Consider the following 12,958-nt stretch of genomic DNA (forward strand, 5'->3'; position numbering starts at 1 on the left):
GGGAATTTTATAAGCAGGAGGTCTTTCTCAATGAAAACTATCGGATTCTTTCTAACAGCTTCCCTACTCCTTGCCGGATGTGCGACTGATGCTGAGCAAGGCGCAGACAATACGCAATCTGAAACAACGCAAGAAGACAATCAGCAAAAAGATGAAAACAAAAAGGAAAACAAATCAGCCAAAGCTCCCGATAATCCACAAGCACCGGATGACAGCTCACTAACGAAGGTTGGCGATTTCCATGAGGATGAAGATGGATCCGTTACGTTAAAAGCACTCTCAAACTATAACGAAACGACGAAAATCGGAGACGTTGAACTTACTATTTCAGACGTTAAAGTGATGAACTATTCGCCTTCGATGGACTTGATTGACTTCTTCCATCCGTATTCCGATGACGAAAAGAACTTCAATTATGTAAAACTGCACGTAACAGTGAAGAACACTTCAGATGAACCAGTTGATTTTGCTCCTGTCTCGGTGCTCGAAACGAGTGAAGGAGAGAAAAAAGGGTTTGAGGAAGACTTTTACCTTGAAGAACTTTATGGGGTATACGAAGGTAACGAAGAACGTACTGGCGAATTGGGATTTGTGCTTAACGAAACAGATATCGCTGAGCTTTCATCCCTAACGGTAAAAACAAGTGACGTGTTTGATGAAGATAAGAATTCCAAAGCTAAGGCAAAAACAATTGACATTCCGATTGAAGACTCCTGATACCAGGGGTCTTTTTTTAGCGTGTTAAAGCACGTTTCGCAGATAAATTCCTTTTTTCGCGGATATCTACTCGATTATCGCGGATAAAATAAAATTTCCGCGGAAATAATGAGAATTTCGCGGATAACCCCCTCAAAATCGCGGATATCCACTATTAACACTCATCCATCCCCACAAGAAACGATCGATTAAACGCTTAAACAGCTCGATATCCCTTCGTTACGTACCAGATCAGATAGCTAATAAACGAAAATCCTAACGTAGCGAACAAAATGACCGACTGAAGCTTGTACCCTTTATTTGCGACCATCCACTCTGTAGCCATATGAAAAACCGCTGCCAAATCTAGCATCTCTATCTCCTCCTGAGTTAGGTGATACTAGATTATAAGCAAGCGGTTCGTCTTTTATGCCTATCAATTATGGAAAGTTTTCAATCGCTCTGTCAGTTCCATGAAAGTCTCGCGGTCACGCTCGTCTAATGCTTTATCTATTTCTTTCATAAGTAGCTCTTCTCTATGTTTAATAGCGTTATTATGGACATGTTCTAGTAGCTCTGCGATTACTTCCTGACTCTGCTCCGACACTTGGTTTGAATAGATTTTTCGATGATCCATTGTTTCATCCTCCATTCTATTATTAGAAACGCAGCTACAATTGTTATCGCTGTTACTAGTAATCTAACCGATTTTACAAAACTTTAAACTTCACAATGCAGATTCTTTTAACTTTTCTGACTTTAAGGAGATTTTACTAGACCTTCACTTCTTTTACAACGGCTTGAAACGCTTGTTCTAAATCATCGATAAGGTCTTCTACATCTTCTATACCCGCTGAGTAGCGAATTAATCCTTCTGGTATGCCCATGGCCGCTCTCTCTTCAGGTGTGCATTCGACATGACTCGTCGTTCGTGACGGTCCCACCGTTGTCTCCACGGCTCCAAGATTTGCGGCTCGGTTTGCAAACGTCAGCTTCGGTAAAAGATGCTTCACCGTTTCCACACCGCCTTTCACCGCAAAGCTGAACATCCCGCCGTAATCCTTCATCTGCTGTTTCGCGATCTCATGCCCCGGATGATCCTCGAGTCCAGGATAATATACCTCTTCGACAAGTGCCTGTGACGTTAAGTACGTCGCGACCTTCATTGCGTTATCGCACTGCTTCTGTACACGAAGCTTGAGCGTTTTCATCCCTCGCAGCAAGAGATAGGCACTCATCGGATCCATTGTCGCTCCGTTGATTTCCCGGTAATGATAGATTTTTTCGACCAAGTTTTCATTTCCACAGACGACCCCGCCGAGTGCATCTGCATGACCACCGAGAAACTTCGTAGCACTATGGATCACGAGATCCGCTCCGAGTGCGAGTGGGTTCTGATTGATCGGTGTAGCAAACGTGTTATCGACAACAACGAGCGCCCCCACTCGGTGAGCGGCTTTTACCATCCGCTTGATATCCGTAATCTTTACCGTTGGATTCGTCGGTGTCTCGAGATATAGGATGCGGCATCCCTTCTCGACCTCTTCCTCAATGAGCTCATGATTTCCCGTTTCACAAAGCATCACATCGACGTTTAACATCGGCAGAAATTCCGTGAAGATTTTATTCGTGCCACCATACGTATCTTTGATCGACACGATCCGATCTCCTGGAAATAGAAACGTTGCGAGCGTATTGCTGATCGCCGCCATCCCTGTCGAGAAACTCGTCGCCGCTTCCGCTCCTTCAAGCGCCTTCACTTTATCTTCGAACGCCTGAACAGTCGGGTTCGTATTCCTACCATAGATATGACCCTTCTTATTTCCAACCGCGACCTCATACCACTCGTCCATGTCATCATATCCATACGCAACGCTATGGACGACCGGAACTTGCGTCGCACCATGAGAGAGGTATTCTTTCTCCCCTGCCCAGACGGACGATGTCCCCATTCCTGGTTTTTTCACAATCGATCTCCTCCTTTTTCAGACTGCATCGTTCCCCATCATCGACACGCCTTTTGCATCGATTAGCTTTCTTGAAAAATTCGCAAGAACTTCGCTTCCACTCTCCGTGACTCTGATCGATTCGCTGATTTCAATCCCAAAATCGTGATACCAGATTCCAGGAATAAGATGAAACGTCATATTCGGTTGTAAAATTGTTTGATCACCTTGTCGAACGCTCGCCGTATGTTCACCCCAATCAGGTGGATAGTTTAGTCCGATCGAATAGCCGAGGCGTGAATCCTTCATGATGCCATGCCGAGCGATCGACTTCCGCCAAACTTCTTCAACCTCTTCGCACGTTACGCCAGGTTTTACGAACGCGAGCGTCTCATCGAGCCCTTCTACCACGACTTTTCCAATGTCTCGAACTCTCTCATCTTGCGTCCCAACTGAGACCGTTCGCGCCATCGGACAATGGTATCGTTTGTAGCAGCCAGCAATTTCGATAATGACGAGGTCATTGTTTCGATACCGTTTATCAGACCATGTGAGATGCGGTGTACACGTATGTTCCCCCGATGGTAACATCGGAACAATCGCTGGATAATCTCCGCCAAATTCAGGTGTTCCACTGATGAGACTGCTATAAATATCAGCCACGACGTCACATTCTCGAACGCCCTCAGAGATCGTATCGACCGCTTTTTGCATTCCGAGTTCAACGAGCCTGGCTGCATTTTTCATATATAGAATCTCTTGATTCGATTTCACCATCCGAACACGGTTCACAAGGAGGGTGGCATCTTTCCACTTCGCGTCAGGAAGGTTTCTTTTCAACGATTCAAACGCTAAGGCGGTGAAGTAGTACGCCCCCATCTCTACCCCGATGTGACGCGTACTTTGATCAAGTTCTTCAAGTGTTTTCGCAACAAAATCCATCGGATGCTTCACGTTCGAATGAACGTAATCATCGGTATACGTTACGAGGTTCTCATGGTGAAGCCATGTCGTTGCCTTCGCACCATTGCCGTCCATCTTTCTTCCGATCCAAAGCGGCTGCTCTTCATCGATGATCACGACGACCATTTGATCCACGTAAAATGACCAGCCGTCATACCCCGTTAAATAATTCATGTTCGCAGGGTCCGTTATAAGCAGAACTTCAAGACCTTCATCGAGCATCCTTCTCTTCGTCAGCTGAATGCGTTCCTGGTACTCTCGCAACTCGAATGGCATCATTGGGACGTCGCCTCCCTACAACTATTGTTTAAATTTTCAGTTAACTCATACTACCATCATCCCGCCTTACGACACAACTCCCTTTTTACAAAAAATTATAAGGTCACGCATTAAAAAAGCAGACCCATTCATCATGGATCTGCCTTAACCTTTTTACATTACCTTTCGATTCATCCCCAACCTATAAAACCTTTTATCCACAGCCAGGACAGGAAAAGATTTCGGGAGGTCTTCCAACTCCACCCGAACAAAACCATTTTTCTCATAAAATCGATGTGCCGCTAAAAATTGCGGCGTTGTACCAAGGTATATGGCATGAACTTCTTTCTCCCTCGACCACTTTATCGCTTCTTGTAGCAATCTATTTGCGACAAAAAGAGGCTTCCCTCGATAATCCTTATGTACAAACATCTTACGTAGTGCGAGCTGGTTGTTATCGATGTCGAGTAGGCTAATCGTACCCACTACACGTCCATTATAGATCGCAAGCCAGAAGTTCCCTTTCCCTGTTTGATAAAACGACGCGATCGCATATAGATCAGGCTGTTCTTCTACTGTAATTGGGATTTGAAATTCATCTTGTTGGATCGTAGAAATCAAATCCACCACTTGTTCTTGATAGTCTTGATCATACTGCTGTACGACTAGATTCTTTTCCATTACGTCACCTTTTCACTCTAAATAGTTCCCTACTCTCTCTACCTCAACCAAACCGCTTTCTTCTAAAAACTGTGAAACGAGGTGAACGTGAGCAGACCCTATGATGAGCAACGTTCGAGCACCAGGCTCACACAGCTCTGCTAGATTGTGATAGATAATCAAGTTCCTCTGATACCACCATCGGACCCAATCGATGCCAACGTATTGCTCATCTTTTCCGATACGAGCGATGTTCATATACATCTCGTGACTCTTCATCACTTCTTCAGGAGAATTCATCTCATGTAAAAGCTCGAGTATCGTTCTGTTTTCCAGACTTTTATGAGAATGCGAGGGATACGTTTTGTTGATATATTCATAAAGCTCAGGCTGCTCTTCTTTTGCCCAATCATATACCTCACTTAGCGCTCGATTTCCGACCGTATCCATCCAATCGACCGCATATACTTTTTTATGCTCTAATTGAGACGCGATACGAAAGCCAAGTTGATGCACTTCATCGACCCTGAGCTCTCCATTACCATTCACGTAATCCTGATACTCTTGATTAAGCCCAGCATTCTCACTCTTTACAATTTCGAATGCTAGCTTTGTAGGCTCAAACCGTTTTAATCGGTCAACAATGTCGATCATTTCTGCTTGTCTCTTTTCCGTTTCCAAATCATCCGTATCCACCTTATAAAGGTCTTTCGTATACTTCATATGAAACGTTCCGAACACCAGAACTTTTGGCTTACCCAACACACATGCTCCTCCCTATTCTAAAGAATCGGCATCACTAACCTTTTCATAATAATGTCTACAACCTCTTCAATTCGTCGGTTCTCAGTTGAAATATATTCCCCGAATCCTCCAGAAGAAAAAGCCTCTATACACAGATCGGTTTGGTAAAAACACCAACTTCCATAAGCTTCTCCCCTATTCAGGAGTCTTGTGGTAATCGTTTCCTTACTAGCTGTTAAGCAAAAATGAAACGTCTCAGGATCGATTCGTTTAAATCCATCGAAGATAGAATGAAAATAATCAGGTTTTCGAATCGTCATCGGGACGATGAGGTGTTTCTGATAGTGCTTTGCCGTCCGCTTTGCAATGGAGACGGTGAACTCTTTCCATAATTCCAAGTCTTGAAAATCACCCGTAAGTGCCTCTTCTTCTTTGATCGATGAAGGAAGCAACGCACTGAGCATCCCTCCGACCACTTCTGGATCAAAAAGCATACTGTTATCGATTTTGTTTAGAAGCTCATTGGCAACAGTCGTTTTTCCAACTCCAAACGCGCCATTGATCATGATGATCATCGCTTAACTCAACGCCTTTCCGGAAAAGATATTTTCCGTCTCTTTGACGACTTGAACAGCAGTATTTCCACTCAACACTTCATCACAATAAAAATCAGTCACGCTCATTCACTCCTGTTTGGTTTTCAAAAAATTGATTGACTTGCTCCGAGTCTTCAAGCTTTGGCTGAGCAAGATCGATCAGTTCATCTTCTGAAGCAGCTTCAAAAAGATTCTCACCATACCAAGCTTGAAACTCATCTCTCGTAACCGATAATACCTCGCCATCGTAATCAGCAGAAACGACCTCAGCATTTTGAATCAACGTGAAAAGAAACGTTGCATTGAATAGAAACGCTTCTCTTTGCTCTTCTTCTGGTAGCGCTTTTGAATAATAAGCTGTTAAGCCATATGGCTCGCTTTTTGTTTGCAGCGATAAACTTTTTAACTCCGTGCTACCAGGCAGCATTCGTAAGATCGCACCAACCGCTCCGTTGTCTCCTATGTATGAATCTTTGTACTGAAAAAGCGTTTCCTCGGCTGGTTCAGCAGAACGACAGCCGCTGACGATGATTAGCAATACTATAAAAACAAGCTTAATTCCCTTCATCTGTTATTTCCTGTAAACCACTGAACGGCTTTAGCTTGTCACATTCTATAACGATTGCGGTCATGCCATCTTCCGTCGACGTCTCATGCCATTCCCCTCTTTCCCACATCGCGAGCTCTCCTTTTTGTATACGAGCAGTTTGATCGCCGCCCTTCACGATTCCTTCTCCTTCTAGCACGAGGAACATTTGTGGCACCACAGCTTCATGACCTCCGAGTAATCCATCACGACCAAGATGCATACAAGCGATCTGTATCACATCGACCTCTTCTTCTATCATTCTCGTAATAGGCGAAATCACCACATGCTTACTATCAAACTTCGTAATCTCTTTACCTCGACCAAATCGGTAGCGCTTCATACTTACCCTCCTACATTATGCCCCATACATACTTCGATTCTTAAGGCGCTCTCCCTTTTAATCTGGCAAAAATAAACAAACCCCTCAGGAATTCGTTACCTGAGGGACCCTCCATTATTACCTTAACCTTGAACGATTCTGACGATGTTCCTTCCTTGAAGGCGCAGTGTCGTACAGCCTCTTCTCTTCATCCGTTTCAGGTAGGATGCCTGGCACGGCTTTCGGTTTCCCTTCTGAGTCGACCGCAACCATCGTTAAGAACGATTCTGTCGTCATCACTTTTCTCCCGTGAAGAAGATCATCTGCATACACCTTCACATACACTTCCATCGATGTTCGACCGGACCTCGTGACACAAGCCTCGAGCGTTAACGCATCTCCAACTTTCGCGGATGATAGAAAATCAACAGAGTCGATCGATGCCGTCACGACCACACAATTTGAGTGTTTCATAGCCGTTAATGCTGCGATTTCATCGATGTATGCTAACACTTTTCCTCCAAAAATCGTATCCAAATGATTCGTATCTGGCGGTAACACTAACCTTGTTTGTGTCATTTTCGAATAGCTTACTGGTAAAGATTCCATGATTGCGTTCCTCCTTCACTTTTTCAACAAAAAAACACATCTCCAAGTTGAAGATGCGCAGGATATAAACGTCACGAAATCACGGAACCACCAAACAGTATCCGTTAGTACTTTCCACGTAACACCCTCCTATCTCCCGTAGGAATCAATGCTCTTCCTTATGGCAGGTCTCCTGACTTCGATTCTTCAGCACATCGCCCTTCCCGTTAAACAACAGTGGTATTGCGATATGCCTCCTCTTCACAGTGGCGGGACCGCGCTGGATTTTCACCAAACTTCCCTTTTCAGCTTTTAATAAAGCCACCATAAGGCCTATTCAGTTAGTAAGGAAAATCCTTACCTGAAAATTACTATCTCCTATCGTTGAAGATCTGTCAAACTCGTTCACTGAAACAAATGATGCAGCAACCGATCTTTATCATCAAAAAACTCTTTCATCACCTTAAAGTGTTCCGTCTCCTCTAATGTTGTCTCAGTCATTCCATCTTCACTCAGCACAATCATTTTCGAATCTGGGTATGCCATAAGGATCGGCGAGTGTGTGGCGATAATAAACTGAGACCCCTGTCCGACCAGTTCGTGGATGCGGGCAAGCATCGACAGCTGTCTGATGGGAGAAAGTGCTGCCTCAGGTTCATCTAAAATATATAACCCTTCTCCCCTAAAACGATTGGTAAAAGCCGCGAAAAAGGATTCTCCGTGAGATTGTTGATGGAGCGATTTGCCTCCAAACCCATCGACGACTTTTGCCCCCGCAAACGGATCAGCATCTAACTCTTCAATATTTGTAGCGAGATTATAATACGTTTCCGCTCTGAAGAAGAAATGATCCTTCGCCCTATAAACGCCTTTTGCCAGTCGCAAATAGTGATCTAAGTTTGAGTGAGAATCATAGCTCGAAAAATTAAAGTTAAGCGTCCCGCCTTCAGGATTGAACCCATACTTAATCGCCATCCCTTCAAGCAGCGTCGATTTCCCCATCCCATTCTCACCAACGATGTACGTCACGTTCGGGTGAAACAAAAGCTCCTTAAAATGCTTAATTACCGGGAGATCAAATGGAAAGAAATCATATGAAGGGATCTCATCTTCCTTTACATTGAGACGTTTCACATACTGGGTTTCTTGCGTTAACTTCATTGCTAATTGCCCCCTAACTTACAAACATAAGTTCTACTCATCATACCACTCACACGCGAAGCGCATAATATAAAATGAAAAAAAGACGCATATTCACTGGAATTCACCCATATGTATAGTAATGAATTTCATTTTTTAAGGAGGAGATCTTATTTCTGATCAAAAGAAACAAGACGAAAACCTGGTGAAGAAAACCTCCAAACAAGCAAACGATCTTGTGAATAAATCTGCGGATACAGTTAATGATATGGTGAAGTCTGTTAGCGGAAAAGGCGGTCTCGTTGGCAAGGTCTCTGATACGTCTACTGATTTTGTGAAGAATGTGAGTAAAGCTGGCACAGATGCTGTAGGAAAAACGGCAGATAAGGCTGAGAAAATGATCAAAGGTGCTTCGAAGAAAGTGTTTGGGAAGAAGAGAGAGGAATAGTTGTCAGAACTTACTAAAACTCAATACCCTTAGAGAACCTATTCATCAGGTTCTCTTTTTTTTTGCCTATAAAAAACCACTCGACTACAGATTTCGTTTCATTTGTATTAGAATAGAGTCAGCGAAAGATAGGAGTGGATGAGATGAAAAAAGAGATAAAGTTAATCGCGTTAGATATGGATGGCACGCTCGTTAATCATGACGGCGAAGTGTCGAAGGAAAATGAGGACGCAGTGCGCCGTGCGAAAGAAGCTGGGTATCATGTTGTGATCAGCACTGGGCGCTCTCTCCCTTTCTGTCGTGAGATTGCAGAACAATTAGGCGAATCAGCTTACTTGATCACGGTAAACGGGGGTCAAATTTATGATCAGCATTTCAACCTTGTTGACAGTACGCACCTCGATAGTGAGATTGTCGCGAACCTTTGGGATCTTAAGAAAAAGCATGATGTTTGGTTCTGGTCTTCCACAACTGAAGGAGTATTTAATTCGAATACTCCGTTCGAGAAAGATCTTCATGAATATGACTGGTTGAAATTCGGTTTCGATGTGAAAGACGACGACGTGCGCCAAGTTATTTTAGATGAAGTGATGAGCAACGATGCACTAGAAGTCACAAACTCTAGTTTAACTAACATGGAAATCAACCCTGCAGGTGTAAACAAAGCAGCTGCGCTACGCAAAGTAACGAAATGGCTTGATCTTTCCATGGACGAAGTGATGTCTGTTGGAGATAGTATGAACGATATCGCGATGATTCGTGAAGCTGGCTTCGGTGTTGCGATGGGCAACGCACAGGAGCCCGTAAAAGAAGCAGCAGACTGGATTACGAAATCTTATACAGAGCACGGTGTCGCACACGCAATCGACCATATAATGAAGGGCGAGTGACAGGCACCACCCGCTTTATGTCGAAAGGCTGAGTGAATGGAACATTCACTCAGCCTTTTTGATTTCTCCCTTTCCCTCTCTATCCTGCAAATCAAAAAAAGAAGCTGAACTGTCAGCTTCTTTCTTCACAAGTTATTTTCTAATCTTACTGATCGACAGTTTCTCTTGAACGATGCGGATTGCTTCTGCAAGCAATGGTGCGATCGAAAGGACTGTGATCTTATCGATGTCACCGCTCTTCGGTAGAGGTAGCGTGTTCGTCACAACGATTTCTTTAATGTTCGATTGTGCAATTTCTTGTGTAGCCGTGCCTGAAAGGACTGGATGCGTGAATGTCGCGTACACTTCTTTCGCACCGTGCTCTTCTAATATTTGAGAAGTGAACGTCACGTTTTTCGCTGTATCGATCATATCATCGATAATGATCGCTGTTTTACCTACTACATCTCCGATTACGTTGATTGTAGAAGGCTCACCTGTATCGTATGAACGACGATCGATCAATGCGATCGGAGCATCAAGCAGGGATCCGAGTTTACGGGCACGCAGTGCACTGCTGTTGTCTGGGGCAACGATTACGATATCCTCAAGCTGTTTCTTCTCAAAGTATTCGGCTAGTACAGGAATACCAGAAACCTGGTCAACCGGAATGTTGAAGAAGCCTTCGATCTGGTTCGCATGTAGGTCGACCGTTAGGACTCTTGTTGCACCAGATCGTTCGAGCATGTTTGCGATCAGTTTCGCTGTGATCGGCTGTCTTGGACCGGTTTTTCTGTCCTGACGTGCATAGCCATAATAAGGCAGCACAACATTGATCGTTTTTGCAGAAGCTCGCTTCAATGCATCGATCATGATGAGGAGCTCCATCAAATAGTCGTTTCCTAATCCAGCCCCACCGATGGACTGAACTAGATATGTATCGCATCCGCGAATACTTTCTTCAACGTTCATATTGATCTCACCGTCTGCGAAGCGCTTAACGGAAGACTTACCTGACTCGATTCCAAGAAGTTTTACAACTTCTTCTGTAAGTTCAGGGTTTGAATTCAAACCAAATACTTTCACGTCTTTTTCTTGGCGTAGCATAGCGTAGCTCCTTTATGGTTCATTTCGATAGGAAGTTTCCAATCAAAACGTAATGTAAGGGAATCATTCTCTCTTCAACTATAACACAGCGCCCGTACAACTTTCTTCAAAAAATTAAAGGAAATCTTGCCCTGTTCCTTATCGCCACCGTATGGATTTCACGAGATAAATGATGATTGTACCAAATAGGATAACAAGGAATACCGGAACGATCCAAAACTCGAGGGTTTCTTTCGTACTCGACATCTCAACGATTTTCTGGCTCAATAACGCAAAGAAGATTGCGATTTCATTTTTTAGAAGGCGAATCATCGTAACGGCATAATAATACTGTCTTTCAGCGTTTCCTTCCGTTATCTTAACAACATAATTGTAAGAGTCAGGGATACGCTCAAGGAACGAAAGCCCAATCCACATGAGTACCCCAATCGAAGGTAAAAGGAAAACCGACCACTTGTCTCCCCACCGATCAGGTTCACCCGCAGCGTTGAAATGGTGCGGCACCACCTCAGGAATGCTTGACCAGTTGAGCACAACATAAGCGATTGAAAGGAGTAATGCTGAGATCCCTATGATGTCTAGGATGTTATGTAGAAATGGTTTTTCGATAGTAATGTTCGGTCTATTTCGAGTCCCCATCGTCATCCCTCCTTTTCGTGTCTACTATACTATACGAATGGAAGGTGAGGAAGTTTCCTTTTTAGAGTTCCTTTTTAAAGACATAGCTCACTTTATCGTAAGCCATCTTTTCTTCATAAAATCGATGCGCATCATGCCTTTGTAGACCTGAGGAAAGTGCGATGGAACGATAGCCATGGTCTTTAGCCCACTTCTCCACAAAGGAAAGGAGCGACTTGCCGTACCCTTTCGAGCGATCTTCCTTTCGAGTCACAAGATCATAAACCCATACACTTCTTCCATAGTATAAGGTGATCATCGGTGTAAAACCGATGACGGCTACGATTTCCCCTTCCTCATAGAGTGCATACAGGTGGTACATGTCTTTTTTACGTGCTTCGTCTACATACTCTAAATACGATTCTTCATCTAAATTCGTGCGCAGCTCACTCATTACGAGAAATGCTTCCCTTATTTCTTCAACCGACTTCATTTCTTTAATCATGTGACTTCCCTCCAGGATACAGCATGCCATACGAATACCCTAATCGTTCAAATCCACACTTTTGTAAAATTGGTTCACTCATCGGACTTGCATCGACCATTAAAATAGGATGCCCCATTTCTTTCGCTTTTTTCGCACGTGCAGCTAAAAGTGCCGTGTAATGTCCCTTTTTCCTATGCTGTGGTAACGTCGATCCACCCCACATGCTCGCAAAATTCTCTCCCTCCAAGTACATCCAGGCAGCACTTACCAAATCGCCAGCTTCATAAATCCCATATAAGGAGAGTGAATTCGTATTTCTAAAATCACGCCACAACCGTTCTCCTAAGCTTGCGAAAGAGTGATTCCATATGCTTTCTTCAAGCTTCATGATGGCATTGATTCCTTCCAAATCGGTTATTTCCTTCACATGTGATGTATCGTGACTTAACAAAAAGTGGTCATCAGAAAGCGGGATGACCATAAGCGCTTCTTTTTCACCTTTCTTAAACCCTTCATCTTCTAAAAGATCCACAAGGTTTGAAGGCTCGTCATAACTATAAACTTTCCACTCAAACTCCTGTTTTAATGTAGCAAAGCGGTCCTTTTCACCCGTAATAACCTTTTTAGCGTCAGCATTCGTCAAGTTAGAAAAGATGATGAAACCATGCTCATCTTGATGGACTGAAACATGACGAATAACATGATCGGTTTCTTCCCTTCGGAAGCCTGGAGGCGTAACGTTTTTTCTCATTTCTTCATCAAACAACGCTTTTAATTCATGCTTCTGCATACGACACCTCAATGAATAAAATTTTTGATACAAATTTCAAATCTTTTTACACATACTATCATTGTCTTGCAAAGTGAAGCATTTGGAAACCATTTCTATCATGGATTGTTATTTGAGCGGTTTACGTGAACAAAATAAGG

18 protein-coding genes and 1 riboswitch are annotated in these 12,958 nt (G+C 43.5%); of the genes, 3 read left to right on the forward strand and 15 right to left on the reverse strand.

Annotation, left to right across the window (positions count from 1 at the left end; genetic code table 11):
* Nucleotides 1-30: 30 nt before the first annotated feature.
* Nucleotides 31-717 carry a DUF4352 domain-containing protein gene (locus tag ACXAEY_RS16600; RefSeq protein ID WP_474813499.1) on the forward strand — a complete coding sequence of 229 codons (687 nt, stop codon included), beginning with the start codon at nucleotides 31-33 and terminating at the stop codon, nucleotides 715-717.
* A gap of 196 nt (nucleotides 718-913) precedes the next feature.
* Here the strand turns inward: ACXAEY_RS16600 and ACXAEY_RS16605 are convergent, their stop codons facing one another.
* The 11 genes from ACXAEY_RS16605 to ACXAEY_RS16655 all read right to left on the reverse strand — a co-directional run bounded on the left by ACXAEY_RS16605 (nucleotide 914) and on the right by ACXAEY_RS16655 (nucleotide 8,520).
* Complete coding sequence (locus ACXAEY_RS16605; protein ID WP_474813501.1) at nucleotides 914-1,069, reverse strand: hypothetical protein; 156 nt, start codon at nucleotides 1,067-1,069, stop codon at nucleotides 914-916.
* 63 nt (nucleotides 1,070-1,132) lie between these two features.
* Nucleotides 1,133-1,333 carry an IDEAL domain-containing protein gene (locus ACXAEY_RS16610; protein WP_270180937.1) on the reverse strand — a complete coding sequence of 67 codons (201 nt, stop codon included), beginning with the start codon at nucleotides 1,331-1,333 and terminating at the stop codon, nucleotides 1,133-1,135.
* Nucleotides 1,334-1,469: 136 nt separating this feature from the next.
* Complete coding sequence (locus ACXAEY_RS16615) at nucleotides 1,470-2,663, reverse strand: cystathionine gamma-synthase family protein (protein WP_474813504.1); 1,194 nt, start codon at nucleotides 2,661-2,663, stop codon at nucleotides 1,470-1,472.
* An 18-nt stretch (nucleotides 2,664-2,681) separates the two neighbouring features.
* The gene (locus ACXAEY_RS16620) at nucleotides 2,682-3,881 is read right to left on the reverse strand and encodes a M24 family metallopeptidase (RefSeq protein WP_442865178.1); all 1,200 of its coding nucleotides are present in this window, start codon (nucleotides 3,879-3,881) and stop codon (nucleotides 2,682-2,684) included.
* A gap of 156 nt (nucleotides 3,882-4,037) precedes the next feature.
* Entirely contained in the window at nucleotides 4,038-4,544 is a 507-nt protein-coding gene (locus tag ACXAEY_RS16625; RefSeq protein WP_474813505.1) for a GNAT family N-acetyltransferase, read from the reverse strand.
* A 12-nt stretch (nucleotides 4,545-4,556) separates the two neighbouring features.
* Nucleotides 4,557-5,285 carry a DUF5694 domain-containing protein gene (locus ACXAEY_RS16630; protein WP_474813507.1) on the reverse strand — a complete coding sequence of 243 codons (729 nt, stop codon included), beginning with the start codon at nucleotides 5,283-5,285 and terminating at the stop codon, nucleotides 4,557-4,559.
* Nucleotides 5,286-5,305: 20 nt separating this feature from the next.
* The gene (locus ACXAEY_RS16635) at nucleotides 5,306-5,842 is read right to left on the reverse strand and encodes an AAA family ATPase (RefSeq protein ID WP_474813509.1); all 537 of its coding nucleotides are present in this window, start codon (nucleotides 5,840-5,842) and stop codon (nucleotides 5,306-5,308) included.
* 94 nt (nucleotides 5,843-5,936) lie between these two features.
* Entirely contained in the window at nucleotides 5,937-6,431 is a 495-nt protein-coding gene (locus ACXAEY_RS16640; protein ID WP_474813511.1) for a DUF4825 domain-containing protein, read from the reverse strand.
* Nucleotides 6,418-6,792: a cupin domain-containing protein gene (locus tag ACXAEY_RS16645; RefSeq protein WP_474813513.1), complete on the reverse strand. Its 375-nt coding sequence runs from the start codon at nucleotides 6,790-6,792 to the stop codon at nucleotides 6,418-6,420. The genes ACXAEY_RS16640 and ACXAEY_RS16645 overlap by 14 nt, the downstream gene beginning before the upstream one ends.
* 117 nt (nucleotides 6,793-6,909) lie before the next feature.
* Nucleotides 6,910-7,380, reverse strand: a complete 471-nt coding sequence (locus tag ACXAEY_RS16650; RefSeq protein ID WP_270180930.1) for an acyl-CoA thioesterase — start codon at nucleotides 7,378-7,380, stop codon at nucleotides 6,910-6,912.
* Nucleotides 7,381-7,525: 145 nt separating this feature from the next.
* Nucleotides 7,526-7,703, reverse strand: a riboswitch (cobalamin riboswitch).
* 61 nt (nucleotides 7,704-7,764) lie between these two features.
* On the reverse strand, nucleotides 7,765-8,520 hold the full coding sequence (locus tag ACXAEY_RS16655; RefSeq protein ID WP_474813516.1) for an AAA family ATPase: 756 nt from the start codon (nucleotides 8,518-8,520) through the stop codon (nucleotides 7,765-7,767).
* A gap of 184 nt (nucleotides 8,521-8,704) precedes the next feature.
* Between ACXAEY_RS16655 and ACXAEY_RS16660 the strand changes: the two genes are divergently transcribed.
* Complete coding sequence (locus ACXAEY_RS16660) at nucleotides 8,705-8,947, forward strand: hypothetical protein (protein ID WP_270180928.1); 243 nt, start codon at nucleotides 8,705-8,707, stop codon at nucleotides 8,945-8,947.
* 143 nt (nucleotides 8,948-9,090) lie between these two features.
* Nucleotides 9,091-9,837: a Cof-type HAD-IIB family hydrolase gene (locus tag ACXAEY_RS16665; protein WP_474813518.1), complete on the forward strand. Its 747-nt coding sequence runs from the start codon at nucleotides 9,091-9,093 to the stop codon at nucleotides 9,835-9,837.
* A 132-nt stretch (nucleotides 9,838-9,969) separates the two neighbouring features.
* Here the strand turns inward: ACXAEY_RS16665 and ACXAEY_RS16670 are convergent, their stop codons facing one another.
* From ACXAEY_RS16670 to ACXAEY_RS16685, 4 genes are all read right to left on the reverse strand, one after another.
* Nucleotides 9,970-10,923, reverse strand: a complete 954-nt coding sequence (locus ACXAEY_RS16670; protein WP_270180925.1) for a ribose-phosphate diphosphokinase — start codon at nucleotides 10,921-10,923, stop codon at nucleotides 9,970-9,972.
* 138 nt (nucleotides 10,924-11,061) lie between these two features.
* Nucleotides 11,062-11,562, reverse strand: coding sequence for a DUF1648 domain-containing protein (locus ACXAEY_RS16675; protein ID WP_474813520.1), 501 nt, complete (start codon nucleotides 11,560-11,562; stop codon nucleotides 11,062-11,064).
* 61 nt (nucleotides 11,563-11,623) lie between these two features.
* Nucleotides 11,624-12,046 (reverse strand): GNAT family N-acetyltransferase, encoded by a 423-nt coding sequence (locus tag ACXAEY_RS16680; RefSeq protein WP_474813522.1) that lies wholly within the window; start codon nucleotides 12,044-12,046, stop codon nucleotides 11,624-11,626.
* A complete protein-coding gene (locus ACXAEY_RS16685) occupies nucleotides 12,039-12,818 on the reverse strand; it encodes a GNAT family N-acetyltransferase (protein WP_474813523.1) in 780 nt (259 codons plus the stop codon). The genes ACXAEY_RS16680 and ACXAEY_RS16685 overlap by 8 nt, the downstream gene beginning before the upstream one ends.
* Between the last annotated feature and the right edge of the window lie 140 nt (nucleotides 12,819-12,958).

The sequence above is a fragment of the Anaerobacillus sp. ABA4_114 genome, assembly GCF_056159065.1.